Source organism: Gluconobacter sp. OJA, assembly GCF_039638325.1.
GTDB classification, from domain to species: Bacteria; Pseudomonadota; Alphaproteobacteria; order Acetobacterales; family Acetobacteraceae; genus Gluconobacter; species Gluconobacter cerinus.
The window spans coordinates 138,033-163,063 of the sequence record NZ_JBDIWI010000001.1 but is presented as its reverse complement, the minus strand read 5'-3'; the positions used below and the strand labels follow the sequence as shown (position 1 = coordinate 163,063).

At 55.9% G+C, this 25,031-nt stretch carries 23 protein-coding genes, 1 tRNA gene and 1 pseudogene; 12 read left to right on the top strand and 13 right to left on the bottom strand.

What is annotated here, in order from left to right:
• Positions 1–10 precede the first annotated feature (10 nt).
• On the top strand, positions 11–1,948 hold the full coding sequence (locus ABDK75_RS00800; RefSeq protein WP_086633275.1) for a M61 family metallopeptidase: 1,938 nt from the start codon (positions 11–13) through the stop codon (positions 1,946–1,948).
• 110 nt (positions 1,949–2,058) lie between these two features.
• Here ABDK75_RS00800 and ABDK75_RS00795 read toward each other — a convergent pair whose 3' ends face one another.
• The 7 genes from ABDK75_RS00795 to pqqA all read right to left on the bottom strand — a co-directional run bounded on the left by ABDK75_RS00795 (position 2,059) and on the right by pqqA (position 8,057).
• On the bottom strand, positions 2,059–3,621 hold the full coding sequence (locus tag ABDK75_RS00795; protein WP_346004704.1) for a glycosyltransferase family 92 protein: 1,563 nt from the start codon (positions 3,619–3,621) through the stop codon (positions 2,059–2,061).
• Between the two features lie 142 nt (positions 3,622–3,763).
• A complete protein-coding gene (locus ABDK75_RS00790; RefSeq protein WP_346004703.1) occupies positions 3,764–4,900 on the bottom strand; it encodes an aminotransferase class I/II-fold pyridoxal phosphate-dependent enzyme in 1,137 nt (378 codons plus the stop codon).
• 20 nt (positions 4,901–4,920) lie between these two features.
• Entirely contained in the window at positions 4,921–5,988 is a 1,068-nt protein-coding gene (pqqE, locus tag ABDK75_RS00785; RefSeq protein WP_346004702.1) for a pyrroloquinoline quinone biosynthesis protein PqqE, read from the bottom strand.
• Entirely contained in the window at positions 5,985–6,260 is a 276-nt protein-coding gene (gene pqqD, locus ABDK75_RS00780; RefSeq protein ID WP_203548049.1) for a pyrroloquinoline quinone biosynthesis peptide chaperone PqqD, read from the bottom strand. Before pqqD ends, pqqE begins: the two co-directional genes overlap by 4 nt.
• Positions 6,257–6,976, bottom strand: coding sequence for a pyrroloquinoline-quinone synthase PqqC (pqqC, locus tag ABDK75_RS00775; protein WP_064275209.1), 720 nt, complete (start codon positions 6,974–6,976; stop codon positions 6,257–6,259). Before pqqC ends, pqqD begins: the two co-directional genes overlap by 4 nt.
• On the bottom strand, positions 6,973–7,887 hold the full coding sequence (gene pqqB / locus ABDK75_RS00770) for a pyrroloquinoline quinone biosynthesis protein PqqB (RefSeq protein WP_211509602.1): 915 nt from the start codon (positions 7,885–7,887) through the stop codon (positions 6,973–6,975). The genes pqqC and pqqB overlap by 4 nt, the downstream gene beginning before the upstream one ends.
• An 89-nt stretch (positions 7,888–7,976) precedes the next feature.
• The gene (gene pqqA, locus ABDK75_RS00765; RefSeq protein ID WP_010502998.1) at positions 7,977–8,057 is read right to left on the bottom strand and encodes a pyrroloquinoline quinone precursor peptide PqqA; all 81 of its coding nucleotides are present in this window, start codon (positions 8,055–8,057) and stop codon (positions 7,977–7,979) included.
• Between the two features lie 174 nt (positions 8,058–8,231).
• On the opposite strand from pqqA, the gene ABDK75_RS00760 reads away from it, so the two are divergent.
• From ABDK75_RS00760 to ABDK75_RS00750, 3 genes are all read left to right on the top strand, one after another.
• Entirely contained in the window at positions 8,232–9,497 is a 1,266-nt protein-coding gene (locus ABDK75_RS00760) for an AI-2E family transporter (protein WP_346004701.1), read from the top strand.
• Between the two features lie 80 nt (positions 9,498–9,577).
• Complete coding sequence (gene gmk / locus ABDK75_RS00755) at positions 9,578–10,210, top strand: guanylate kinase (RefSeq protein WP_099211344.1); 633 nt, start codon at positions 9,578–9,580, stop codon at positions 10,208–10,210.
• 181 nt (positions 10,211–10,391) lie between these two features.
• Positions 10,392–13,010 (top strand): TonB-dependent siderophore receptor, encoded by a 2,619-nt coding sequence (locus tag ABDK75_RS00750; protein ID WP_211495667.1) that lies wholly within the window; start codon positions 10,392–10,394, stop codon positions 13,008–13,010.
• 47 nt (positions 13,011–13,057) lie between these two features.
• Here ABDK75_RS00750 and ABDK75_RS00745 read toward each other — a convergent pair whose 3' ends face one another.
• Entirely contained in the window at positions 13,058–13,831 is a 774-nt protein-coding gene (locus ABDK75_RS00745) for an SDR family oxidoreductase (RefSeq protein ID WP_211509603.1), read from the bottom strand.
• Positions 13,832–13,962: 131 nt separating this feature from the next.
• Between ABDK75_RS00745 and ABDK75_RS00740 the strand changes: the two genes are divergently transcribed.
• On the top strand, positions 13,963–14,865 hold the full coding sequence (locus ABDK75_RS00740) for a LysR family transcriptional regulator (RefSeq protein ID WP_202206906.1): 903 nt from the start codon (positions 13,963–13,965) through the stop codon (positions 14,863–14,865).
• Between the two features lies 1 nt (position 14,866).
• Here the strand turns inward: ABDK75_RS00740 and ABDK75_RS00735 are convergent, their stop codons facing one another.
• Positions 14,867–15,790: a slipin family protein gene (locus ABDK75_RS00735; RefSeq protein WP_346004700.1), complete on the bottom strand. Its 924-nt coding sequence runs from the start codon at positions 15,788–15,790 to the stop codon at positions 14,867–14,869.
• 2 nt (positions 15,791–15,792) lie between these two features.
• Positions 15,793–16,233: a GntR family transcriptional regulator gene (locus ABDK75_RS00730; RefSeq protein ID WP_211500337.1), complete on the bottom strand. Its 441-nt coding sequence runs from the start codon at positions 16,231–16,233 to the stop codon at positions 15,793–15,795.
• Positions 16,234–16,351: 118 nt separating this feature from the next.
• On the opposite strand from ABDK75_RS00730, the gene hisG reads away from it, so the two are divergent.
• Complete coding sequence (gene hisG / locus ABDK75_RS00725; RefSeq protein ID WP_346004699.1) at positions 16,352–17,056, top strand: ATP phosphoribosyltransferase; 705 nt, start codon at positions 16,352–16,354, stop codon at positions 17,054–17,056.
• Entirely contained in the window at positions 17,053–18,351 is a 1,299-nt protein-coding gene (gene hisD / locus ABDK75_RS00720) for a histidinol dehydrogenase (RefSeq protein ID WP_346004698.1), read from the top strand. The genes hisG and hisD overlap by 4 nt, the downstream gene beginning before the upstream one ends.
• Positions 18,352–18,365: 14 nt before the next feature.
• On the opposite strand, the gene ABDK75_RS00715 is transcribed toward hisD, so the two are convergent.
• A complete protein-coding gene (locus ABDK75_RS00715; protein WP_346004697.1) occupies positions 18,366–19,955 on the bottom strand; it encodes a DUF6311 domain-containing protein in 1,590 nt (529 codons plus the stop codon).
• Positions 19,956–20,237: 282 nt separating this feature from the next.
• Here ABDK75_RS00715 and infA point away from each other — a divergent pair, with 282 nt between their 5' ends.
• From infA to ABDK75_RS00690, 5 genes are all read left to right on the top strand, one after another.
• Positions 20,238–20,456 (top strand): translation initiation factor IF-1, encoded by a 219-nt coding sequence (gene infA / locus ABDK75_RS00710; protein WP_007282896.1) that lies wholly within the window; start codon positions 20,238–20,240, stop codon positions 20,454–20,456.
• A gap of 13 nt (positions 20,457–20,469) precedes the next feature.
• Positions 20,470–21,117 carry a nucleoside triphosphate pyrophosphatase gene (locus ABDK75_RS00705; RefSeq protein ID WP_211500334.1) on the top strand — a complete coding sequence of 216 codons (648 nt, stop codon included), beginning with the start codon at positions 20,470–20,472 and terminating at the stop codon, positions 21,115–21,117.
• Positions 21,114–22,157 carry a ribonuclease E/G gene (locus ABDK75_RS00700; RefSeq protein ID WP_339406722.1) on the top strand — a complete coding sequence of 348 codons (1,044 nt, stop codon included), beginning with the start codon at positions 21,114–21,116 and terminating at the stop codon, positions 22,155–22,157. The genes ABDK75_RS00705 and ABDK75_RS00700 overlap by 4 nt, the downstream gene beginning before the upstream one ends.
• Entirely contained in the window at positions 22,154–22,330 is a 177-nt protein-coding gene (locus ABDK75_RS00695; RefSeq protein WP_211502471.1) for a DNA gyrase inhibitor YacG, read from the top strand. The genes ABDK75_RS00700 and ABDK75_RS00695 overlap by 4 nt, the downstream gene beginning before the upstream one ends.
• Positions 22,331–22,391: 61 nt before the next feature.
• Positions 22,392–22,467: transfer RNA gene (locus ABDK75_RS00690), tRNA-Phe, on the top strand.
• A gap of 126 nt (positions 22,468–22,593) precedes the next feature.
• Here ABDK75_RS00690 and ABDK75_RS00685 read toward each other — a convergent pair.
• Positions 22,594–23,025 (bottom strand): annotated as a pseudogene (locus ABDK75_RS00685) (MgtC/SapB family protein); the annotation flags it as partial.
• A 57-nt stretch (positions 23,026–23,082) separates the two neighbouring features.
• Complete coding sequence (locus ABDK75_RS00680) at positions 23,083–25,017, bottom strand: GH32 C-terminal domain-containing protein (protein WP_346004696.1); 1,935 nt, start codon at positions 25,015–25,017, stop codon at positions 23,083–23,085.
• Positions 25,018–25,031 lie beyond the last annotated feature (14 nt).

Below are 25,031 nucleotides of genomic sequence, written 5' to 3'. Positions count from 1 at the left end.
AACCTTTCTTATGATGCGTATGCGCTTTCTGGTGGCATTGACTGCATTCAGCAGCCTGGTTGCCCCAGCCTTTGCCCAGCCTCAGCCAGAGCCGCTCCCTCTGCCTGCCGCCATCCCAGACCCGCAGGACAAGCCCTTTCCCGGCGCTCTGACGGTTGCTGTTGATGCGACAGACACGGCCCATCACGTCATGTCCATCCATGAAACGGTTCCCGTTCCGAAAGAGGCTGTAGAGAAAGGCGAACTGATCCTGCTGTATCCCATGTGGATTCCGGGTGATCATTCCCCGACAGGCGTCATTGAGCAGCTTGCCAGCCTGAAAATCCAATCAGGTGGCAAGACGATTCCCTGGAAGCGCGACACGGTCAATATCGCTGCGTTTCATATTCCCGTTTCAGCCACGACCCCCACACTTGACGTTCATTTCCAGCTTCTGTCTCCGGTTACGCCGGGTCAGGGCCGTGTCGTCATGACGCCATCCATCGTCAATGTTCAGTGGGATCAGGTTTCTCTATATCCAGCTGGGTATTTCACGCGGGATATTACGGTCAAACCAAGCGTTCTGGTGCCGCATGGATGGCAGATTGGCTCCGCTCTGCGCGCCTCTGCCTATGGCGATGACACCCACTTCAATGCAACGACCTATAATACGCTGGTCGACTCCCCGATTTATGCGGGCCGGTATTTCCGTAAGTTTGATCTGACCGGGCCGGATCATGTGCCTGTCGCACTCAATGTTGTTGCAGACGATGCAGACTCCCTGAATGCAACGCCGCAGCAGATTGAAGCCCATAAGAACCTCGTCAAACAGGCTACGGCTCTTTTCGGCTCCCATCATTATGACCATTACGACTTCCTGCTCGCTCTGACGGAAGAGTTGGGCATGATCGGGCTGGAGCATCATCAATCCAGCGAAAATGCTGCTGCTCCAGGGTATTTTACGGAATGGGATAAAACGTTCCCCGAGCGTGATCTGCTCGCGCATGAGTATACGCATTCCTGGAACGGCAAGTATCGTCGCCCGGCTGATATGTGGGCTCCAAACTTCAATGTTCCACAACGCGGCTCCCTGCTCTGGGTGTATGAAGGCCAGACCCAGTATTGGGGGAATGTTCTTGCAGCCCGTTCAGGGCTTGTGACGAAGGATCAGGGCTTCGAAGCGCTGGCCTATATGGCAGCGACCTACGAAAACCAGACAGGCCGTCTGTGGCGCCCGCTGGAAGACACCACCAATGACCCTGTTATTGCTCAGCGTGCCCCTCTGTCATGGCGCGACTGGCAGCGTTCGGAAGACTACTATGTGGAAGGGCAGCTTGTCTGGCTCGACGCAGATACGCTGATCCGCAAGCTTTCCAACGGGCAGAAATCTCTGAACGATTTCGCGAAGGCCTTTTTCGGCACGAATAATGGGAGCTTTATTGTCAGCCCCTATCAGTTCGATGAAGTGGCTTCGACCCTGAACAGTATCCAGCCATATGACTGGGCCAAATTCCTGCATGATCGTCTGGACACCATCCGGCCGCATGCTCCGCTGGATGGCCTGACAAACGGTGGCTACAAGCTTGTCTACACAGACAAACCAACATCCTTCATCAAAGCATCAGAGGCCGTTCGCCATAGTGTGGATCTGACGTTCTCGCTCGGTATGAGTGTCACACGTGATGGCAAAACAGCACGCGTTCACTGGATGAGCCCGGCATACAAGGCCGGCCTGGCATCAGGGGAGACAATCCTGGCTGTCAATGACATGGCCTACACTGGGGATCGTTTGCGTCATGCCATCGCGGATGCGCAGAAAGACCCGAAGCAGCCGATCAGGCTTGTGGTAAAATCTGGCGAGCATATCAGCACGATTTCCATCCCATATCATGATGGCCTGCGTTACCCGCACCTAGACCGTGTGAGTGGCACACCTGACTATCTGGGCGCGATCTACGCTCCCCTTTAAGCTGCCCCGATTTACAGCATGAAAGACCTTTTCAGAGTTCCCAGCGAAGGGGGCTCTGGAAAGGTTGTCCCGTCCTCAGAAAGCTCTGAAGACGGGTGCTGTGAGGCAGGTCAGAGAATATGTTCGCCAAGGATGCCGCGGCTCAAGAAAGAAACTGCCGACTTGGAGACGTCATCAAGCGCTGTAAGAGCATTGATAACCAAGCCATCAACTTGCTCTGCGGTTTCGCAGGAACGCTTTAAGTCTTCAAGACTGGTGATACGTCCAAGGTAAACACCTGCATCACGCACAAACTGTGGGCACTCAGCGATGTCCACGAGCTTCAAATTGAAGCTTTCCCATGCAAGCGCACGAATTTTACGAATATTATATGTTCCGTCCGGAGCAAAACCTAAATATCTATGGGTTCTTGGATGGGAAATAGAAATGGACCCATCTTCGTTATTCCATACCTTATAAGTCAGCACTCTGGTGACGCGAGAGTCCCCATTGACCCTTAGCTCTTCTCCACTAGACGTGAATACGTGAACATATTCACTTCCTTCACAGTAAATTCCAATTAACGGAATTCCATTTTCAGAATCTGTAGACAGCTTACCGTCGACAGATGTCAGCCTGTGGCCAAAATGGTTTTCAATATGAAAGGCGACAAAAGAGCTTCGACCATCGAAATGTTCGCTCAGTATTTTTCCTGGAGTTGTATGAAATGAAATCCAGTTATGCGCGATTTCATGAGCTTCTGCCTTATAGGCAGGCTGGAACACAGGAACATTGGGGGGTGCAAGGATGCTCTCAAGCTGAGTTATAAAACAGGATGAGGTAGAGCGTAAAACGCGTGCAATCGTATGTGTCTGCTGCGAGACAATATGATCCATCCACTTATAGAAATCACGAATGTAATCGGCAGATATGGTGCTCTCGATAGCATTATATTCTGGATTATTCACGACAGTATGAAGCGGGTCGTTCACATCTCTGCGGACGTCTTCCAGATGGCGATCCCGGTTAATATAATGTTCCAGAGATCTGGATTGGTAGTGAATAAGGCGTGCGCCTTTCCACGTCGGAATATTCCGGGTGAAACCACCGCTCGGAGATTCCCACTCAACAGGCAGACCTTCACTGTCTACACTGGTGCCGTGAACATCGACATTATGGACCTGGTAAACCGACCTCGACAACCGATCAGGACGGAATATAACTTTGGTATGCCGGTTCCAGAAAAGTTCATTACTGCCCATTCGGGTGTAATTCAGAAATGGAACGCCTTCTGGGCGGCTAACATACCCGTTTGTTCCAACACAGCACCAATTAAATGCAACGAGCGATGCATTGCCTTGTTCTGACAGATAAGATTTTATATTTTTCCCATACAGATCGAGATATTCGTCTGCATCGAAAAACGCAATCCAGTCAAACTCATGACCATATCGAATGACGGCATCATTATAAGCACGCACCTGACGCACATTATGAATGTCGCGGTTAACGGCGTTTCTCATATAACGAATATCAATTCCGCCCTGCATGGAAAGAATTACTTCTTCCGTTGCATCATCGGAGAAATCGTCATAAATAATTAGAGTATCGAAACCTAGCGCCTTATACCACGCGGCCCAATAAATAATTTCCGTTTGTTCATTTTTTACAACCAGACATACTGCAACCTTCATGTCTCATACTCCCACTTAGACAGACGACAGCATGAAGGGTTTCTTACTGTCTCGCCAATTTTAACCCAGGCTTAAGTATTTTCAAGACCTGCAAAATTAATTATTAATAAATGCTCAATTAGTACCAGATCGAGCACCTACCTTAAGCGTTCTGTACGTTAAACCAGGTTTTCAACCTGCGAATTGCCTCTTCAATCAAATCAGTTGAAAGCGCAAAACTGAAACGTATGAATCGGTTCCCATGAACAGGGTCGAAGTCTACACCAGGCGCCGTCGTGACCCCCGTTTCCAGAAGAAGCTTACGACAGAACGACAGGCTATCCTCTGTGAGATGTCTAATATCCGCGTAGATATAGAATGCACCGTCCGGTGGTGCGATATGCGTCAGGCCAAGCGCGGGCAGAGCTTCAAGAAGCAGATCGCGGTTTCGCCGATAGGTCTCAATATGGCCATCAAGCTCCTGCCGACAGTCAAAAGCGACCAGTCCTGCATGCTGACTCAGTGCCGACGGTGTAAGGAAAAGGTTTCCCATGCGCGCCCGAGCAGCATCTATCGTGTCGGATGGTACAATCAGCCACCCCAGCCGCCATGGAGCCATACTGAAGTATTTTGAAAAGCTGTTGACCACCAGCGCGTGTGGATCATGTTCCAGAACACTATGGGCGGGCTCCCCGTAGCTCAGACCATGATAAATCTCGTCTGATACAATCCGGATTCCACGGGCCTTGCAGACATCAATGATAGCCTGCAATTCACTGTCTGGCAGAATTGTTCCCGTTGGATTGGCGGGGCTGGCAATAATAAGACCGTCTGGAGCAGGTTCCAGCTTGGCCACGGCTTGTGCCGTCAACTGGAAGCGTTCAGCTTCTCCGCAAGGCATTTCCACCGGCACCATATGAAGTGTGCGGAGCGTATTGCGGTAAGCAACATAACCCGGTCGCGCGAGCGCAATACGCTGCCCAGGCACAAAACAGCTTGTCAAAGCCAGGACAAGCGCCGGGGAGGCGCCGCAGGTCAGGATTACCTGCTCTGGCTTAACGGCAACGCCGTAGGTCTCCTGGTAATGCCGGGCAATACGCTCCTTGAGCGGCTGGCTTTCCCAGTATCCCATGGGATCTGTCGCCAGAATATGCTGTGCCCGTTCAATGGCTTCCTTTGGCGCACCAGTGGAGGGCTGACCAAATTCCATATGAATGATGCTGCGCCCCTCCGCCGCAAGCTTGTGAGCAAGCGCACTAATGGAGATAGCGTGAAACTGGTCAATGTCCGGAACGGGCATGGGAAACTCGGTACAAAACTTCAGAAGCGGCGGTAAACCAGTTCAGGCGTTTCTGCCTGCTCCACCGCCTTCTCGACGATGTCATGAAATGGTGAGCGGCTGCAAACCGGGTCCATGTTGGCGGCACTCCCTGTCAGAGCCAGCGCCTGACAACGACAGCCTCCCCAGTCGATCTCCTTGCGGTCACAGGCCCTGCAGGCTTCCGGCATCCACTCTGTTCCACGGAACATGTTGAACAGGTGGGAATTGTTCCAGATCTCGGCCAGCGATTCATCCCGCACGTTCGGGAAGGTCACATTCGGAATGATTTCCGCAGCATGGCAGGGAAGCACGCGACCAGAGGGGGAGATGTTCACGAACCGCTGCCCCCAGCCGCCCATGCAGGGCTTGGGACGGTCTGCATGATAATCTGGCGTGACGTAATCAATGGCCAGACCTCCCTTCTCACGCTCGGCTTCTACAGCACGCGTGGACTCTTCGAGCTGTTCTCTGCTGGGAAGCAGCGCATCGCGGTTTTTGAGGCCCCAGCCATAATACTGAGTATGAGCAATTTCGACGCGGCCTGCCCCAAGCTGACGTGCCAACTCAAACATTTGCGGAATGCGCGCGACATTTTCCCGATGGACAACAAAGTTCAACGTCATGGGAATCCCGGAAGCCTGAATCAGCCGGGCGGCTTTAAGCTTGCGAGGCTGCGCGCCTTTCAAGCCGCCAATGCGTTCGGCGCCCTCTTCCGTCACATCCTGGAAAGAAAGCTGGATGTGATCCAGTCCGGCCTTATCCAGCGCATCAAGTTTAGCTTCATCCAGCAGGACGCCGGACGTAATGAGGTTTGTATAAAGATTCAGCTTGCGCGCCAGCGTCACCAGTTCGACCAGATCTGGCCGGGCCATTGGCTCACCGCCCGAGAAGTGAACCTGCAGGACGCCCATCTCCGCTGCCTGTTCAAGCACCCGTCTCCATCCAGCCGTATCCAGCTCTGCCGCCTTGCGTTCCAGGTCCAGCGGATTGGAGCAGTATGGGCAGGCAAGCGGACAACGATGGGTCAGTTCAGCCAAAAGGCTCATCGGTGGCTGGGGCAAAGTCATGCGCGCAGAACGCCCTTTTCCGTCAGATCAGAAAGAAGCGCGAGAACATCCGTGGAGATGACTTCGCGCGGGGCGGAGAACTGTTCCGTCAGCTTCTCTACAATAGAGCCAACAGCCAGCTCTCCGTCCACAAGACCCAGGATATGTGGGGCGGCGCCTTCGATAATGAAAGCCTTTTCGGGAGCCTGGACAAGCCAGACATCCCGAACACGGTCATGTTGCAACCGATGACCACGCGCGAAGGACAGGACGGTCTCTTCCGTCACACTCATGGGACGAAAGCGCCCGGCGGGATATGCCCTTCAACATACGCGTAATCCAACGCATCCAGCATGGACCACAGAACGGAGCACTTGAACTCCAGAGCACCCAAAACTTCGCGCTGTTGTTCCGGTGTGCGGGCATTTTCCCGGACATAGGCCAGCGCAAAGTCCGAATCCCGAGGAGCCTGCGTAAGGCGCGGTGTGAAGTAGGCCAGCGTTTCTTCAGAAATGAAGTCGTAGTGCCGCAGCATCCCTGAGACACGTTCGCTGATGATCGTCGGGGAGAACAGCTCGGTCAGGGACGACGCGATAGCAGCCAGAATGGACTGATCACGCACGAAATTCACATACGCATCCACGGCAAAGCGCGTCGCGGGCAACAGGCCGTCCGTGCTCTCCACGTAGTCCCGATCAAGACCCAGACCATCCGTGAGTACGAGCCACCGGGCGACACCGCCTGTTCCCGGCTCCGTACCATCATGATCCTCGATGCGGCGACGCCATTCGCGGCGCAGCTCGGCGGTGGGGAGGCGGGCAAGGAGCGTGGCGTCCTTGGCTGGGATCTTCGCCTGATAATAATAGCGGTTCAAGGCCCAGGCCTGCACCTGCTGCTTCGTCAGAAGCCCGTCATGCAGCTTGCGGTGGAACGGATGACGGTTGTGATAGCGCTCAGCACCAATCTGGCGGAGGCGAGCTTCGAGCTGGTCAGGGGTCAGGAGTGTCATGGTGTTTCCAGTCTGAAAGTCATGCCGTCTTCGGACACGGTCCACCCCGCGTTCTCGACGTCTTTGCGTTCCGGACTGTCTTCCATCAGAACCGGGTTCGAGTTGTTGATGTGAATCAAGACTTTACGCGGTTTTGAGCAGGACGCGAAGCACTCCACCGGCCCACCACTATCCCGGACAGAGACGTGCCCCATACGCTGACCTGTCTTGGGGCTCAGTCCCGCTCGGATCATTTCATCATCGCGCCACAGAGTGCCGTCAAAAAACAGCATATCCGCTTGAGCGGCACGTTCGATGATTTCTGGTGTGATGTGGGCGCAGCCGGGGATGAACAGAACCGTCTGAGTCCCATCCGTGATCGACACACCCAAAGTTTCATCAGGCCGCGACCCTTCAGCCTCAGCGTAAAGCGGAGCTTTCCCCGGCACAGCAAAGGCTGTGAGCGTCAGGCCTGACAGGCTGCCATCCTTCAGCTTCAAAGCTATAGGCGCATCAAGCGTCAGAGGAACGCGAGGAACAATCGCAGGATCGAGCGCACCGAAGATCGGATTAGCCGCCAGTTGCTCCAGTGTGGAGTCACTCCCCATGAGCGTGAAAGGCTCACGTTCCCGCAGGGTCAGCAGACCCGTAATGGCGTCAATTTCACCACAGGTGAGAATGACGCTCTGGATCGGCGTCCCGCGCAGACTACCCTGATGGTGAAGGGCCGGAGTCTCGATAATCTGCTGCCGGAGATCAGGGGAAGCGTTGAGAACAAACCAGTGCTCTCCATCAGCACTCACGGCAATGGAGGCCTGAGTGCGAGGGCGTGCGCCCTGTCGCGTGCGGGCGGCTACACAACCCGGCGCTGCGGAGTTCCATTGGGGGAAACCACCGCCGGCCGCGGAGCCGAGCACGATGACATCAATCATTTTTCAGAAAACCGTCTGGGAAGCATGAACAGAAAACGGCCGCCCCTGTGGGAGGCGGCCGCCATTTTTCCCCGAAAGGGAAAAGATGATTACTTCTTCTCGCCGCAGACGTACGAGTTGATTTCTGCGCCTAGCGGAATTTCGGTAACTTTCGGCGTGTTCCAAGCCATGGCTGTTCTCCTAGCTCCAGGTTCGCCAGCAGGGCAGACCCCTACCAGCTCTGATCATTATTTAGTTACCTCTTCCCACTGGAGTTCAAGAGGGTTTTTGGGCAGAACACGCAACTGTGTCCTCTGTCAGGGCTTTTACCCTGATGTCACCCCTCCCCGCTTCAGGCGTCAAACATGTCCGGCTGTCCGACAGAGCCTTCCGCAATTTCCAGCCAGAAAGGCTCTCTTCCGCCGGAAGAGGATGCATCCGGCCCAAGTCGACCCAGTCAGCGGGAAGGAGACGAGCTGCCAGATCCGACGCTCGACCGTAACATATTACGTCAGCACCTGAACGTCAGGGACATCTGCGTCCTGATCCTGACGATTCTGGCCGTGTTTTACTCGCTGTATTTCACCGCTCCCATCCTTTTGCCCTTTGTGTTCGCGCTGGTCGTCAACCTGATGATGATCTCGCCGATGCGTTTTCTTCGGCAAAAACTGCATCTGCCCAAACATCTGGCTGCGCTGTTGCTCATCGTTGCCATGTTCGGTGTGGTTGGTGGAATTGCGACAACAATTTCTGTCCCGGCGGCAGGATGGATTTCCCGTGCTCCACAGACACTGCCTGCTCTTCAAAGCAAACTGGCCGTCATGCGCGGGCCGATTGAAGTCATGGAACGGGATTACATGCGGCTGTCCGGCATGTTCGGCGGCTACAGACCCTCTGGCTCACATGCTGTAGCAGCGCCAATCGGCGGGGAGAATGCCCTGAGCCGCCTTGGGACGTCCGTTCTCGCAGGCACCAGAGAAATTGCAGGCGGCTTCTTCTCCATGCTGCTGATGCTCTTCTTCCTCATGACGGAAGGAGACACATTGCTGCGTCGGATTGTGGAAATCATGCCCACATTCCGAAAGAAGCGCCGACTGGTTCAGATCACGACCCAGATTGAACGGAATGTCTCGCTCTACCTTGCAACCATCACGATGATGAACCTGCTGGTGGGGCTTGCGAACATGATCCAGTGCTGGGCAACGGGCATGCCCAATCCCCTGCTCTGGGGGGTTCTGGCTTTTCTGCTCAACTACGTCCCGATCATCGGCCCCCTGACCGGAATGGTAGTCTATTTCGTTGTAGGGCTCTTTACCTTCCCGTCCCTGCTTTATGCGCTGGTTCCACCTTCCATCTACCTGCTGATTCATGTGCTGGAAGGAGAAACCATCACCCCCATGCTTCTGGCCCGGCGCTTCACGCTGAACCCGGTTTTCGTCATGGGGTCTCTTCTGTTCTGGGACTGGATGTGGGGCATTTCCGGTGCTTTCCTGTCTGTCCCGATGCTCGCCGTTTTTAAGATCATCTGTGACCATATCGAGGTGCTGGCCCCCCTCGGCCACATCCTTGGCGGATCCCGCAGGCGGTCTCTCAGCAGCGCAATAACAGCACAGCTTCAGTCGGAAACCTGAGGAACATCTGGTCAGACAAGGGGTTTTCAGGCTAGAGGCAGCGACATTGTCCTGCCTCAGGAAACATCAAGGAGACCCTCATGATCCAACAGCCCCGACGCGGTGTCTGCCTGGTGATTTCAGCCCCCTCCGGTGCGGGTAAATCCACGATTGCAAACGCTCTGCGTGCGTCAGAGCCGTCGTTGAAGCACTCTGTTTCCGTGACGACCCGTGGGCCCCGTCCTGGTGAAGTTGAGGGTGTTCATTATCACTTCCGGGATATCGAAGCGTTTCGCACGATGGCAGAGGCCGGCGAACTTCTTGAGTGGGCAGAAGTTTTCGGCCGCGGCTATGGCACTCCGCGTGCGCCTGTTGAAGAAGCGTTGGAAGCCGGTCATGACATGGTCTTTGACATTGACTGGCAGGGCCATCGCCAACTGAGAGCCGCCCTCCCCGCAGACGTGGTGAGCCTGTTTGTTCTGCCACCATCACTCGAAGAGCTGGAACGCAGGCTTCACAAACGGGCCTCTGATGATCCTGCAGAAATTGCAAAGCGCATGAAAGCCGCGCTGGATGAAATCTCTCACTGGGCGGAATTCGATCACACGATCATTAATTCTGATCTGGACACAGCTATTTCTCAGGCCAGATCAGTCCTGACGGCTGCTCGGTTGGCAACCAGACGGCAGAGAAATCTCTCCAATATTGTAGCGGCTTTCAACAAGACCGCCTGACATCTTCAAAAACTGAGTTTACGGAAGGCCGCAATTTCCTGATTGCGGTCTTCATTTCTTTTCCAGAATGACAAAACATTTCGGTATCAGAATTTGCGTAGCCAGACGTAACGAGTTCGTTATGAATAATGACAGCAGCATTGGTGCTGCAGAAGGCCGTAGCTTATTGGGAGTCGACGGTATGTCATCAAGGCGTCTTTTTTTCCTCGCAACCACGTCTCTCCTGGCGTCCTCTGTTGAAACCCATGCTTTGGCCGCAACACCAACGGCAGCAACGGATACTCATCACAAGGTAGTACATCACCATACACCTGCGCAGGCAGCGACCACACCCACGACCGTAAAGCGTCAGGCTGTGCAGCGTCGCGCTGCTGAAGGTGGCAATGAGAGCATGATTGTTACAGGCACACACGCCAGTAACAAAAGGGCTCGTGACAGCTCAAGCCCGGTAACAGTCGTGTCCGCCGCAACATTGCGACGGTCCGGCCAGATGAATCTGGCAGATGCCCTGACCCGCACCTATGCTTCGATCAACGTTTCTGCAAAGGGCAGTGATACCGCAGCTCTCACATCCTCAATCCGGATGCGTGGCCTGAACCCGAACCAGGTGCTGATCCTGATTGATGGCAAGCGCCGCCACGTCACAGCCAACATTGTTCAGAACGCCGGGCCGCAGTTTGGTTCAACGCCAGTCGATCTGAACATGATCCCGGCGAACATGATCGACCACATCGAAGTTCTGGAAGATGGCGCAGCAGCCATGTACGGTTCTGACGCGATTGCCGGTGTGGTGAACATCATCACCAAAAAGCAGAATCACGGCCTGAACATGTCAGCTCAGACCGGCGCAAACGCCTACAATGGCGACGGCTGGCAGTACCAGCTCAACGCTGACGGCGGCCTGAAACTTGGACATGATGGCTATATGCACATCAGCGGACAGGTTTATCACACGGATCACTTTGTCGCTGGCGCGAATGACCATCGCCTTCTTGGAAGCTGGCCCACTGGCGCGAACACCAATGGCTACTACACGGGTGTTGTTGCCAACGCTGTAAACGTGCCGAAAAACTCCAACAAAATCATGAGCACCCCTGAAGAAACCCGCGAAAATCTAGGGATTGATTTCGGGAAGCCGATTACTGAAAAAATCGATCTGTATGGGCAGGTGACCTACGCCCATCGTCATGCCGAAGCCATTCAGAATTACCGCGTTCCCAGCATTGCCCCGACGCTTTATCCCTCCGGTTTCTCCCCCCTCGAAGTCATTGATGAAGACGACTACGCCGGTGAACTCGGCCTCAAAGGGCATGATTTCTATGGCTTCGACTGGGATCTAAGCACGGTTTACGGTGCGGATCAGGACAAGATCAGCAACAAGAACACGGCCAACACCGGTATGCTGGGCTCTACCTGCAACAACGGCAACGTCGCCAATTATTCCTCCACCGGGTGTGGCTGGTCTCCCACGACTGTGCGCGCGCTGAACTACCGTAATGCCCAGTGGACCAACAATCTGGATTTCCGCCGGAAGATCAACATCTTCAACACCGTCCCGATGGTTCTTGCCTTTGGAGGTGAACATCGCCTCGAAATGTATGACATCGTCGCTGGTGAACCCGCTTCTTACGAAGTTGGTGGCACGCAGGGTTATGCTGGCCTGCGACCACAGAATGCTGGCTCCTGGAGCCGAAACATCTGGGCCGCCTATATTGATGGCGATTTCCACCCTCTGAAGCACTGGGATCTGGATTTCGCAGGCCGCTTCGAGCATTATACAGATGTTGGCAATGCGCAGAACGGCAAGGTCTCCACACGCTACGACGCAACGCCATGGCTGGCCTTCCGCGGAACGATCAGCACAGGCTTCCGTGCCCCGACCCTCGCCGAGCAGCACTACAGCACGATGAGCGTGAGCCCGACTAGCGCCAGCGGTCTTCTGCCTGTCAGCTCCGCAGCAGCACAGATCCTGGGTGCCAGCCCGCTCAAGCCCGAATACTCCGTAAGCTCCAGTGGCGGCGTCGTCGTGGAACCGGTCAAGGGCTTCCACGTGGAGGCAGACGTCTATCAGATCAATCTGCGCAACCGCATTTCTCAAGGTGGAACCACGAAGGGTCAGGCGGCTGTCGACGCCATTCAGGCCATGGGTTACGCGCTGCCAGTCAACTCCTTCGATATCAGCAACGTCTCGGCCTATTACTTTGCCAACGTTGCCAGCACGCGGACACAGGGCCTGGACATCAAGGCGGACTACACGTTCCACCTGCATCGCTACGGTAATCTCGCTCTCAGCATGGCGCTGGATCTGAACCGTACCCGCATGCATCATGTTGCCAGCGATACAAATGGCAACCCGCTGCTCAATGCGCAGACAATTGGGTATCTCACCACGGGCTACCCGCGGAGCAAGATCATCCTCAACGCGTACTACACGGTTGGGAAATGGGACATCAACGTGCGACAGACGCGTTACGGCGAGACCACCAGCATGATGACCTATCAGGACTGGACGCCAACCTCTGCTACCTGCGCTGCTGCCGGCGGGGCCGCCCTTCGTTACTCCAACACCTGCTTTGGCCAGTTCAAGAACACTCCGCGCTGGCTGACCGATCTTGAAGTCGGCTATCGCTTCAACGAGCACTGGCATGTGGCTGTTGGCGGTAACAACGTCTTCAACGTTCGTCCCCGCAAGCTTCCGGAAGAGCTGAGCTCCTACGGTGCCGCTGTCTATGACTCCAACTCTGCACAGGTGCCGATCAACGGCGGCTACTACTACGGCCGTATCAACGCGACATTCTGAGCCTGCAAAGGGCTGCCGGGGAGAAAACCCCTGGCAGCCCTTTTTTCTTACTTGGTCGTGTATCCACCATTCACAAGAATGGTCTGACCCGTCATCCACCAGCCATCAGATACAAGCGTCCGGACAAAGGGAACAACATCCTCAATATCGGTCAGGCCGGTCTTGCTTAGAGCGGACAGGGCAGCCGCCGTCTTGTGATATGCGACGGCATCCGCACCTTCCTGCCCATAAAAGAAGGGCGTATCCATTGGCCCGGGACCAATCGCATTCACGGAAATGCCCCGTGCACCGTACTCTTTGGAAGCAGCCCGTGTGAAATGCTCGACGGCCGCCTTGCTTCCTGCATAGGTGGCGTAGAACGGCGTGTAAGCTCCCAGAAGTGACGTAACGAGCGTCAGAATCTTGCCGTTGTCGTTGAGATGTTCTCCGGCTTCTTTGATGAAGAAAAAAGCCGACTTCGTGTTCACGTCGAACATCTCGTCGAACTCCTGCTCAGACGTCTCCGCCATCGGCTTCTTGAGCACCTTGCCAACCGTATTGATCGCAATATCTGGCCGACCAACCGCAGCCACAGTGTCAGCAAACAGCTTGGTGTTCCCACCCGCGGTTCTCAGGTCCTGCTGAAAGGCGACGGCCTCCACGCCCTGAGCTTTGAGAGCCGCGATCGTTTCGTCCGCATCGGGTTTTGTCGCTGCACTGTTGTAGTGAATGGCGATGGCACGAGCCCCATGAGCCGCAAGATCCCGAGCGATCAGGCCGCCAAGGTTCTTGGCGCCCCCAGCAATAAGAACCGTTTTTCCTTTGATACTGTGATCTGTCATGATCCGGTCTCCGCGTTTTTGAAATGGAACGCGCAGGCTACCGTCTGACGGGACACAACAAAGACTGTATTCCTGACGACACCTGTCAGGAATCACGAACAAACTCAGGGCCCTGCTCTGCGGAGACTTTTTTGGACCGGATCGACCTTTTCCGCATTTTCACCAGAGTCGTTGAAACTTCCAGTTTCACACGCACGGCTGACATGCTGAACATGCCACGTTCGACCATCTCCACAGCCATTCGTGATCTGGAAACGCGCGCAGGAACACGCTTGCTCGCCAGAACCACGCGCGCGGTCTCTCCCACTCAGGACGGACTGGCTTTTTACAAGCGCTGCCTGCGCGTCATTGGAGAGGTGGAAGACATTGAAACGCTGTTCCGGAAAGACCGTGACGGCCTCAGCGGTGTCGTAAGGGTCAATATGCCGGGCAGGATCGGGCGTCTCATTGTCGCCCCGGCTTTACCCGATTTTTTATCCCGTCACCCTGGCTTGTCCGTCGATCTTGGCGTCACGGACAGAGCCATCAATCTGGTGGAAGACAGAGCGGATTGCGTTTTGCGTGTAGGGCCATTGCAGGATTCTGGTCTCATCAGTCGCAGGATCGGAGAACTCAATCTGATTAACGTCGCGAGTGCGGCCTATCTTGACCAGTTTGGCTGCCCTGCCCACCCAGATGCCCTGAACGATCATTACGTGGTGCGATATGCATCCCCCGTTACTGGCCGACCGGAAGAATGGGAATGGCAGGAGGGCGGAGAGACCAGAACCGCTTCGCCACCCAGTCGGGTGACGGTTGATAATGCTGAAGCCCTCATTGCCTGCTGCCTGGCCGGGCTGGGTCTGATCCAGATTCCGGCCTACGACGTGCAGCAGCACATCCAGGCTGGAGAGCTCGTCAGCGTGATGCCTGAATGGTGCGCAGAGGCTCTGCCCATGACCATTCTATATCCACACAGGCACTCCGCTGGTGATCGTGTGACAACATTCGTGGACTGGCTGGAGCCTCTCATCAAAAGCCACGTTCTGACGTGATTCAGGCTGATGGTGCTTCAGAATCCGTTTGTGTTGCGGCCTGCACGGCCGCAGCAAAGGCGGTCGCACTGCCCATCGCGTCTGCCATGGTGGTCGGCATCAGAATGGTCGTTCCACGGTTTTTGTTCATTTCAAAAACGCGGTTGATCTGAAGAATCTGCAGGGCAATCGGTGAGGCTTCATACGTTTTGGCTGCAGCCGCCAGTTCCACAGCAACAGCACGTTCGGCACTGGCGAGCGTAACACGCGCTGCACGTTCCCGCTCTGCCTGCGCCTGACGGCTCATCGCATCCTGCAAATTATCTGGCAGCTGAACATCACGGATCTCAACGGCCTGCACCGTAACACCCCATTCGCGTGTCTTGACCTCAATCAGGTCCCGAAGCTGGTCATCAATTCTGCGACGATCCTCCAGCAACACGGCAAGGTCGGAGCTGCTGACCACCTCACGCAGGGTAGTCAGTGCCACCATGGATACGGACCCCTCGTAGTCATCCAGCTCCGTGATGGCGCGGAGTGGATCATGAACCATCCAGAAAACAACAGCATCCACATCCACCGGCGTCGTATCACGCGTCAGGGTTTGCCGCGTATGCACCGGAACCGTCCTGATCCGCTGATCAACCACTTCGGTGACCTGATCTACGAAAGGGATGATGAGAAACAGCCCAGGGCCCCGCAAACCCTGAATTTTACCGGCGCGCAAGACCAGAGCACGCTGCCAGGAATTACACATCTTCAGAGACAGAAGGACGAGAACGCCCAGCACCACGCCGATGATCGAGAAGGCGAGGTTAAAGGTCAGAGCCTGTAAGCCCCCGCCGACAAGAACACACCCGAGAGCCAGTGCAATAGACACCGAATTAACAGGAAGGCCATTGCTGCGCCGCGACACGGACGACGGAAGTGTTGGATACGAAATCATGACTATGCCTTTCCGGCGCCGGTCTCTGGCGCGATTGTGGGCGAAGACGCTTCAAGAAGGTGCTGCATGGCCCGGAGGAGGGCGTCTGGATCGAGCCCCAAAGCATGGCTCCGGGCGATTGTTGCCGCAGCGAGATCCATGAGCTCTCCCCTCTTTCGATCAATATCGGCCGATGGAGGATGCTGGCTCACAAAACTGCCTCGCGCCCGATATGTCTCGATGGCACCCAGCCGTTCCAGTTCCGCGTAAGCGCGCTGCACAGTGTTGAGATCAACCCGAAGATGAACTGACAACGCCCGCATCGTGGGAAGCTGGTCTCCCGGAGAGAGCAGACCAGACCCTATCGCTGTCAGGATACGCTCCCGCATCTGTGCGCGCAGGGGCAGGCCACTCGCAGCAGAAAGGGGGGTCGGAAACAGTAATGTCTCTATGTTTGCAGACATACATACAAGATGCATCGATATGCACCCTCCCTGTCAAGAAATTTTGGAAGACCGCCGCTTCGTGATATGCGCTGCTGTTCTCTTTTCATTGGCTGCGGACAGCAAGGACAGACGCCCCATGACAGCGCCTCAGACCGGAACGGACACTTCTGACCGAAGCGGTTCTCCGCTGATCCTTGCCCTTCCAAAAGGGCGGATTCTCAAGGCGTTAGCCCCCGTTCTGACACGAACAGGCATCGAACCCGATGCGGACTGCCTTCAGGAAAGCAGCCGTCGGCTGCGATTTGGCACCTCCTATCCAAATCTGGATGTTGTGCGCGTCCGTTCTTTCGACGTCGCAACTTTCGTAGCGTATGGTGGAGCGCATATCGGTGTCTGTGGCGCAGATGTCCTGATGGAATTCGACTATCCGGACATTTACGCACCGCTTGATCTCGGAATTGGTGGCTGCCGAATTTCCGTGGCGCGCCCCCAAACCGTCACTGAAGATCCGGCAGCGTCCCAGTCACGCCTGCGTGTCGCCACGAAGTATCCGACCATTGCACGCCGTCACTTTGCGTCCCGCGCCGTGAATGCAGAAATCGTGCACCTGAATGGTGCCATGGAGCTTGCGCCGACCCTGGATCTGGCGAGCGTAATCGTGGATCTGGTTGATACGGGCTCCACTCTTCGTGCCAACGGCCTTATGGAAACCGAAACCATTGCGCACGTCACAAGCCGCCTGATCGTCAATCGCGTTGCGCTCAAGACGCGCCCTGAAGAGATTGGCGCATTGATCGAGCGATTCCGTGCAGCCCTCAACACTGAGGGAGCGTCAAAATGAAACGTCTCGACACCCTGAGCGCCAGTTTTGAGCAGGATCTTGCGAACCTTCTGGCAGATCGCAGCAGCGACGAGCGCAGCGTTTCAGAGCCTGTCCGGGCCATCCTGGCTGATGTTCGTCAGCGCGGGGACAAGGCACTCTGTGACTATACGGCCCGCTTTGACCGCCTGACTCTGCCTGCTGAAAACCTACGCATCAGCGCGGAAGAAATTGCCACGCAGGCAGATCTTGTCCCATCAGACCTGATGGATGCTCTCAAAATTGCTGCCCGGCGCATTGAAGCGTTCCATGCTGCACAGATGCCGAAGGATCTGGATTTCACGGACGACGAAGGAATCCGGCTTGGCATGCGCTGGACGGCTCTGGATGCCGTGGGTCTTTATGTGCCCGGCGGAAAAGCCGCTTATCCCTCCTCGGTTCTGATGAATGCCCTTCCCGCGCGCGTCGCCGGAGTGCAGCGCGTGGCTATGTGTGTTCCGTCTCCCGATGGGGTGCTGAACCCACTTGTTCTGGCAGCTGCCCGTCTCTGCGGCGTAGAAGAGATTTACCGGATCGGCGGCGCACAGGCTGTGGGCGCCATGGCGTATGGAACAGAACTGATTGCTCCGGTGGACCGGATTGTCGGTCCAGGCAATGCGTTCGTGGCGGAAGCCAAGCGACAGGTCTTTGGTCATGTTGGCATCGACAGCATCGCCGGGCCTTCGGAAGTTGTCGTTGTAGCAGATGGGAATAATGATCCCCGTCTGGCAGCAGTTGATCTGCTGGCGCAGGCTGAACATGATGAACAGGCACAGGCCATTCTCATCACCACGGATGCCGCGTTTGCAGAGGCAGTAACGGTGGCTGTCCAGACAGAACTGGAAACCCTTCCCCGTACCGCTATCGCGGCCAGCAGCTGGGAAGACCATGGTGCAGTCATTGTCGTTCGGGATCTGGATGAAGCCGCCCGGATTGTGAACCAGCTTGCTCCTGAACATCTTGAAGTTCTGCTCGACGAACCGCGTGCCTTCAGTGCAAAAATCCGCCATGCGGGGGCCATCTTTATGGGCCGCTACTGCCCGGAAGCTGTCGGCGATTACGTTGGCGGCCCCAACCACGTTCTGCCCACAAGCCGCACGGCCCGTTTCGCATCAGGGCTTTCTGTGTTCGACTTCATCAAACGCACAACGACGATTGAGGCGGATGAAGCCGGACTTGAAAAGATCGGCCCCGCGGGTGTTGCTCTAGCACAGGCAGAAGGGCTGGATGCTCATGCTCTGAGTCTTTCGCTGCGTCTGGCCCAGATCAAAAACTAAGTGTTCGCCCGCCCTTACGAGGGCGGGCAAATCTTAAGGCCGTCTAAATCCTGACAGTGCCGATTGGCTGCAGGCTGCAATCCGCCCACATAAATTTCGAGCATCCCCTCCGCCTGTTTGGCTTGGGGCTTTTCTCTGCCACATGCCAAATCTTTAGGCGGGCGGGACAGGTAGAACGTATTGATCGGACGGTTTTGTTCGGCAGAGAGCCGAAAAACAATCATAATCCGATCGGCATCCGGGCCGTAGAGATCCAATCCACAGCCTGCAACCGGGTAGAGCGCTACCTGCTGCGCGTCCCCAATCAAACCTGTCAAAGACCTGGTAACGCCCGTAACAGGAAAATCGGCCTTCCACAGGTCATGTGCCTGCGCGCGTAACGAGCGGGTGTCCAGGAATTGCAGCAAGGCACAAACAATAAGCAGGCTGCCTCCCACCCTTCTCGGTATGAAGCGGGATAGACGGATTGCCGCGATCAGCAGGCCATATCCTACAGGCCAGAAGCATCGTCCACTCGCACGAAAAACGTCTGCCAAAGGGGGCGACAGGGCTATGTGCCAAAGCCGGTATGGCCCTGCATATCCCGTGTTGGAAACAGCGTAGAGCGCCATAATTCCAAGGAAAATCGACAGTCCGGCATGCCGCCACATCACGCTCAGAAGTTCGCGCCTGCAAAAGACCACATCACAGAACAAAAGCAAAAGAAGCCCTGCACCGAGATAGGAATAGCCCTCAAAAGACTGGGTCTCCATGCCGTAATGCAGCGCAGGAATAAACGCCAGCAGATTAGAATGCATGGGCCAGAAGGGTGACAGCAGGTTCATGGAAAACAGACCATACCCGCCAGCGCCTTGAGCATACCGGAAATATCCCAGCACCTCGCTGACAATCAGGACCAATGCAATTCCAGCCCCGCATGAACAGGCTACCTCACGCGACGCCTTAGCCCTCCGACACAGAAGCGTCAGAGCTGCTGCCGCAATAGTCCCAGAGGCCAACAGCATCAGGATCGGATGAATAAGCAGGCAGATCACAAGAAAGATCGGCGTCAGCCCCAAAGCCCACTTTTTCCCCCGCACAAGGGAGAAATAAAACGCAAATGCCGACAGAAGAAGGAATTGTCCCATCAGACTGAGATGAATGATACGTCCCAGAAAAAATGGCATGCAGAGAGCCAGGATTGCTCCGGACATCAACGCCGTAAAACGCCGTTCACCCGCAGCGGATAGCGCCAGAACCATAGAGACCGGCTGCATAAGGAAACAGAACACCAGCCAGAGCCTGTAAGGTACAAATCCGGCAGGAAGCAGAGCCACGAACGGTTTGAACAGTAACAACAGTAACGGTGTACTGTCTGTCATTGCTACGCTGGCACCCCGAGGTGCCAGGAGGGAGTGTGTGTCCAGCAAAGGCCACTGCCACGCATCTCCCAGGAAATACCGCTGCCCAGCGACGGCCTGGATTCCGTCCTGGAAAACTGGAAAACGGCTTAGACTATCCAGCGGGACAAGATGCACGCCCTCGCCCAGCCCCATGAGCACGGCAAGGACCAAAGCCCAGACAATCGAAGGCACCGCTCGCACCCACTCATACCTTTTCGCCACGCATGTCCTCGCCTGCGGGGCGGAGCTGTCAGAAGCCGTCCCGCTTTTGTTTCATATTACCGAAGCGCCAGCCCATTTCTGCCATTTTCATACCCGGTGCCATGGACAATCGGTATGTCTTGTGAAAAGTCCACAATCATTTCGGCCAAAAACATCAGAAAAACCGCGTTAAGCTTGACCTTTTGCCGGACAGTCCGCACATAGCGGAACTGGATTTTCAGGCTCCGATCGGGGCCACTGCCATCCGCAGACCTTTACCCTGTCCCTGAAGCAAGGATTCCCATGTCCAAAGAAGACCTTATCGAGTTCACCGGCACCGTCATGGAACTGCTGCCCAACGCCATGTTCCGTGTCACGCTCGACAACGAGCACACCATTCTCGCCCATACGAGCGGCAAGATGCGCAAGAACCGTATCCGCGTTCTCGCTGGTGACCGCGTAAACGTTGAAATGACCCCATACGACCTGTCCAAGGGCCGGATCACGTTCCGCTTCAAGTAAGAGACTGCGGCGTATGCCCCTTTCCCAGTCTCCCGTGCCTGAAAACGGCATGACAGATCGCCCGGCGCTTGTTCTGGCGTCTGCCTCTCCCCGACGTCTGGCTCTTCTGAAGCAGATTGGAATTGTGCCTGATGACGTCATCGGCACAGATGTGGATGAGGAACCGCGCCCCGGTGAACTTCCCCGCGCGCTGGTCCAGCGTCTTGCCCGAGCGAAAGCTGACCATGCAGCAGCACAGCGTCAGGATGCAGCTCTGGTGATCGGTGCGGATACTGTCGTTGCGGTTGGACGACGCATTCTCCCCAAGGCGGAGGATGAACAGACTGCACGCGCGTGTCTGCGGCTGCTTTCAGGCCGAAACCACAAAGTGCTGACCGCAGTGGCTCTGCGTCCCACCTCTGCGTGGCAGGACGGTGTGGCTAATGAGCGCCTTGTGGAAACGTCCGTCACGTTCCACCGACTGACTGACAGCCAGATCGACGCACTGATCGCCAACGGAGACTGGCAGGGCAAGGCTGGCGGCTACGCCATCCAAGGGGCTGCCGCAGCTCATATCCGGCAGATTGGCGGCAGCTACTCTGCTGTTGTGGGTCTTCCGTTGTTCGAAACCGCACAGCTTCTGCGCGGGCAGCCCCGTCGTCAGGGTGGGTGGATCGCGTGATCGAGATCCGCGCCGCCTGCTCTCCGGGCGATGTGCGGATTGCGGTTACGGACCATGAGACCCTTCTGGATGCGGCCATTTGGCGTCCCGGCCTTCCGGATGGGTTTGATGACTGGCACATTGCGCGCATTCAAACGGTCGCTCCCGCATTGGGCGGGGCCTTTGTCACACTCCACAACGGAGACAATGGCTTTCTGTCCTGCCGGAACGCGCTGGTTCAAGGAGAGCTGATCTCCGTCCGCGTCAGTCGCTCCGCACAGAATGGAAAGGGCCTGCGCCTGCGTAAAGCAGAGCCTGTGCCGGATATGCCTGTTGCACCGACGCTTCTGGCATGCGGCCCTTCACCACTGGAAGAGCTGGCAGACCGCTATCCTGACGCCCCTCTGTACGTTGATGCGCCAGGTATTGCCGCGCGCCTTCCGGCCCGACTGCGCCCCCGGTTTCAGCGATGCCAGCAGGCTTTTGACGACACGCTGGAAAGCGACTTTGACGAACTTGGCTCCGAATTTGCAGATCTTGGCCAACTTACAGCCAGTATCTTTCCCACCCCCGCCCTGATCGCCATAGACCTGGACAGCGCCAGCGCTCCTGACTTCAAGGGAAACGTCGCAAGTTTTCCGGCCCTGGCGCAACAGATCCGCCTCCGCAATCTGTCAGGGACGCTGCTGGTTGATCCCGCAGGCGTTAAAACTCGCAAGAGACCTGCCCTCGTCAGCTTCCTGCGCGATGCCCTGTTGGGGGATCCCTTGAAGTCGCAGGTGCTCGGAGCCACGCCTTCCGGCCTTCTGGAAATCACTCGCCCGCGGCGCAGACCTCCCTTGCATGAGCTTTTGTCCTCCCCACATGGGAGGGCGCTCTCAGTGCTCCGCACCATTTTGCGAGAAGACCGCAAGGGTCGCACTCTGACAGCATCCATTTCTCTCGTCAGGGCTCTGGAGAACGATCCGGAAGCCCTGAGTGACTTTACTTCCCGCCGGGCCGCTCCTCTGGAGCTGGTCATGGATCCAAACGCATCCCCAGCAAGCTGGAGCCTGTCATGAGTGCCACCTGCCCTATCTGCAATCGCCCAACGGAACCGGCTTTTCGGCCCTTCTGCTCACAGCACTGTGCAGACATTGATCTGGGACGCTGGTTCAACGGTAACTACCGCGTTCCATCCTTCAGGCAGGATAATGAAGAAGACTCTGAAGAATATCCTCATACTGAGGGTTGATCCCAAGCGAATCATCAGCTAAACCCCGTTTCCGCAGCGGGTGTCTCACCTTAAGCCCGGTGCCCAAGTAGCTCAGTTGGTAGAGCATGCGACTGAAAATCGCAGTGTCACTGGTTCGATCCCGGTCTTGGGCACCATTTTTTCCAGAAAATAAAAAAATCTGTTTGTGCTAAACCTTAAAGCCTAGCTCGTCTTAGCTGCGCCGAGACTCACGAACAGAGCCGTCATTCCTGATCCACTGCATCAATCTGCGGCGGCAGGCGCCGATCAATCCATTTCACCAAAACTCTCAACACCGTATTGGCACCGAGAATAAAGACGGTCAGCAGAGCTGCCTCTGCAATCATATCACACCCTGTGCACGCACCGATGGCGGCTGAGCACCAGAGTGTTGCCGCAGTGTTCAGGCCCCGCACATTAGGGCCATCTTTCATGATGACGCCGGCGCCAAGAAATCCGACACCTGATACCACGTAGGCAATCACGCGAATGGCCGAGACATCTCCGCCAATACGCTCCGCAAGATCTACGAAAGCAGACGCACCAATCGCGACCAGCGCATTGGTACGCAGCCCGGCGGTCCGTTGGCGGAACTGACGTTCCGCCCCGATCAGCGTCCCAAATACAAAAGCAGCCAGATAGCTTCCGAACGTATCCAGAAAGGAGTGCGCATCAAAGGTCTGGGTAAAATGCATTGTTACTCTTTCGCTGCCTTCCGTGTATCGCGGTTCAGAAGCCTTGGCTGTTTGCGATCATATGGCGGTCGGACGATTCATGGTTTTCCGCAGAGGATACAGACTGAGATTTTCGATAGTTGCACCAGCGTTCGTTGCCTGAAGACTGAGTGTATCCAAGGGACTTGCAGGAAACACCAGAGCTGTCCCGACCGACAAGCCATCATTGATGAAGATTTCGAGCGCACACGCATCCAGAACCAGTTTCAACGAGAAACGTCGGCTGTTTGCCGTTAGTGGCGTGGAGAACCTCTCCGTGAAAAATGGCTGCGAAAAGCCATGCAGATCTCCGCGATCTAGCCAGAGCTGAGCTGAAAATGCGTCAAACCCGATAGAGAGAGATTCTCCCTGCCCGTTGGAGAAGACAATCAAGAAGCGACCCGCTCGCCCCTTGTTGCCATCGGGTTGCGGGTTTCTGCGCTCATCCACGGTTACCGTCAGAGAAAGTTCAATGGCCTGGCCTGTGGGGATGGAGACCTGAACGCCGCTCTGAGCAGCAATACGTTCAACCCGAAAGGGAATCTGCTCGCCTCTCAGCGTTTCCAGTCCTCGAGGACGCTGCACCAACCGTAGCCAGTTCATATCGTCCCGTCTGAGCGACAAGGTTCGCGGAAGGGTCATAAGACCGCGCCAGCTTCTGTTCGGGACCTCTTCGCAATACTGCCAATTTCCAAACCAGGCGAAATAGACAGCCTCGTTGCCCGGCATGTTTTCATAAACCTGCATGGCGTAGCTGTCTTTGGCGAAGTCCGTCAGGCCTATGACCGTATTCTCGGGGATAAAGCGCTCACCGTCGAAGTCCCCTACAAAATACTGCGTGACACTTCCGCCCTGAGGTCCACCAGGATTGACTGAAACGAACAGCACCCAACGGGACGTCTTCCCCTCATCCTCAACCTGCAATTCAATAAGATTGGGACATTCATAATCCACGCCGAACAGACCTGCTGGCCCAAAATCACTGAGATGCATCCAGTGTTTCAAATCAATCGATCCGTAGAAGGCCACCCTGTGAGCCCGAGCCTTCACGACGACCATGACCCACTTTCCACTGGGTTGGTGCCAGAACACTTTCGGATCGCGGAAAGAGTTCAGCCCGATATCCAGAACGGGGTTGTGCTCGTAGTCGATAAAGCGCTTACCGCCATCCGGACTCCAGGCCAGATACTGCGTCTGCTTCTGGGGTGTGGCGCGCGTGTAAAGAGCGACCAGACCACCCGGCATGGATGGTAACGGCGGAACCGAAGGAGCCGCTGGCGGAAGTTCAGCTGTTGTCGGTGGATCAAAGACATGCCCGAAGGGAGCATTCGTCCCCGGACCAAGAACGTCCATGTTTTCCGGCGAAAATGGCACATCTGACGTGGCTTTGTTCAAGCCGGGAGCCAAGGCCTCAACTGCCGCCTGCGTTGCCGTCTTGGGAGCGGGTGGAGTGTCCCCTTGCGTAGGGGAGCTTGCCTTCGGGGGGAAAAGACCAGAATCATTATTTCGGTCCAGAACCACGCACCCTGAATACGCCTCGCCAGCGGCTGTCTGATCAATCGCGATAGGTTGATCCTGCCACGTGTATAAATCCGTACTGGTTGCATGCCCCCAGTGCACCTGACCCGCATAGGGGGCAAAGGGGTCGTACTGGTAATAGAGATGATACGTCTGCCCGTCGAAAATCAGACCATTGGGATCATTCATGAAGCCGGTCTGTGGCGAGAAATGAACCGTGGGGCGATAGAGATAGTCACTCTGCGTTCTGACAACAGGCTGGCTTGCTATCCCCGGATGATTGCCCGGCTCCTGATGGGAATTGCTGGGTTCATCGTGATGAGGAGTCATTGCAGACATCGGCGTTTCCTCGGCGGCTCTGGCAATCCGGCTACTGCCAACAGCAGCTCCTGCGGCTAGAATGCTGGCCAGAGCCGTGCGGCGCCCGAGTTCGGGCCTGTCGTTTCGATCTGTCATACCTCCACCATACA

Bases quoted from the DNA above. Each gene is read 5' to 3' on its own strand.
- ABDK75_RS00705 (WP_211500334.1), top strand. From the start codon at position 20,470: ATGCCCCTTTCCCAGTCTCCCGTGCCTGAAAACGGCATGACAGATCGC.
- hisD (WP_346004698.1), top strand. From the start codon at position 17,053: ATGAAACGTCTCGACACCCTGAGCGCCAGTTTTGAGCAGGATCTTGCG.
- pqqD (WP_203548049.1), bottom strand. From the start codon at position 6,260: ATGAGTGTGACGGAAGAGACCGTCCTGTCCTTCGCGCGTGGTCATCGG.
- ABDK75_RS00680 (WP_346004696.1), bottom strand. From the start codon at position 25,017: ATGACAGATCGAAACGACAGGCCCGAACTCGGGCGCCGCACGGCTCTG.
- pqqA (WP_010502998.1), bottom strand. From the start codon at position 8,057: ATGGCTTGGAACACGCCGAAAGTTACCGAAATTCCGCTAGGCGCAGAA.
- ABDK75_RS00695 (WP_211502471.1), top strand. From the start codon at position 22,154: ATGAGTGCCACCTGCCCTATCTGCAATCGCCCAACGGAACCGGCTTTT.
- ABDK75_RS00800 (WP_086633275.1), top strand. From the start codon at position 11: ATGATGCGTATGCGCTTTCTGGTGGCATTGACTGCATTCAGCAGCCTG.
- ABDK75_RS00760 (WP_346004701.1), top strand. From the start codon at position 8,232: ATGTCCGGCTGTCCGACAGAGCCTTCCGCAATTTCCAGCCAGAAAGGC.
- ABDK75_RS00790 (WP_346004703.1), bottom strand. From the start codon at position 4,900: ATGCCCGTTCCGGACATTGACCAGTTTCACGCTATCTCCATTAGTGCG.
- ABDK75_RS00735 (WP_346004700.1), bottom strand. From the start codon at position 15,790: ATGATTTCGTATCCAACACTTCCGTCGTCCGTGTCGCGGCGCAGCAAT.
- gmk (WP_099211344.1), top strand. From the start codon at position 9,578: ATGATCCAACAGCCCCGACGCGGTGTCTGCCTGGTGATTTCAGCCCCC.
- ABDK75_RS00750 (WP_211495667.1), top strand. From the start codon at position 10,392: ATGTCATCAAGGCGTCTTTTTTTCCTCGCAACCACGTCTCTCCTGGCG.
- infA (WP_007282896.1), top strand. From the start codon at position 20,238: ATGTCCAAAGAAGACCTTATCGAGTTCACCGGCACCGTCATGGAACTG.
- pqqC (WP_064275209.1), bottom strand. From the start codon at position 6,976: ATGACACTCCTGACCCCTGACCAGCTCGAAGCTCGCCTCCGCCAGATT.
- ABDK75_RS00730 (WP_211500337.1), bottom strand. From the start codon at position 16,233: ATGTCTGCAAACATAGAGACATTACTGTTTCCGACCCCCCTTTCTGCT.
- hisG (WP_346004699.1), top strand. From the start codon at position 16,352: ATGACAGCGCCTCAGACCGGAACGGACACTTCTGACCGAAGCGGTTCT.
- ABDK75_RS00795 (WP_346004704.1), bottom strand. From the start codon at position 3,621: ATGAAGGTTGCAGTATGTCTGGTTGTAAAAAATGAACAAACGGAAATT.
- pqqB (WP_211509602.1), bottom strand. From the start codon at position 7,887: ATGATTGATGTCATCGTGCTCGGCTCCGCGGCCGGCGGTGGTTTCCCC.
- ABDK75_RS00745 (WP_211509603.1), bottom strand. From the start codon at position 13,831: ATGACAGATCACAGTATCAAAGGAAAAACGGTTCTTATTGCTGGGGGC.
- pqqE (WP_346004702.1), bottom strand. From the start codon at position 5,988: ATGACTTTGCCCCAGCCACCGATGAGCCTTTTGGCTGAACTGACCCAT.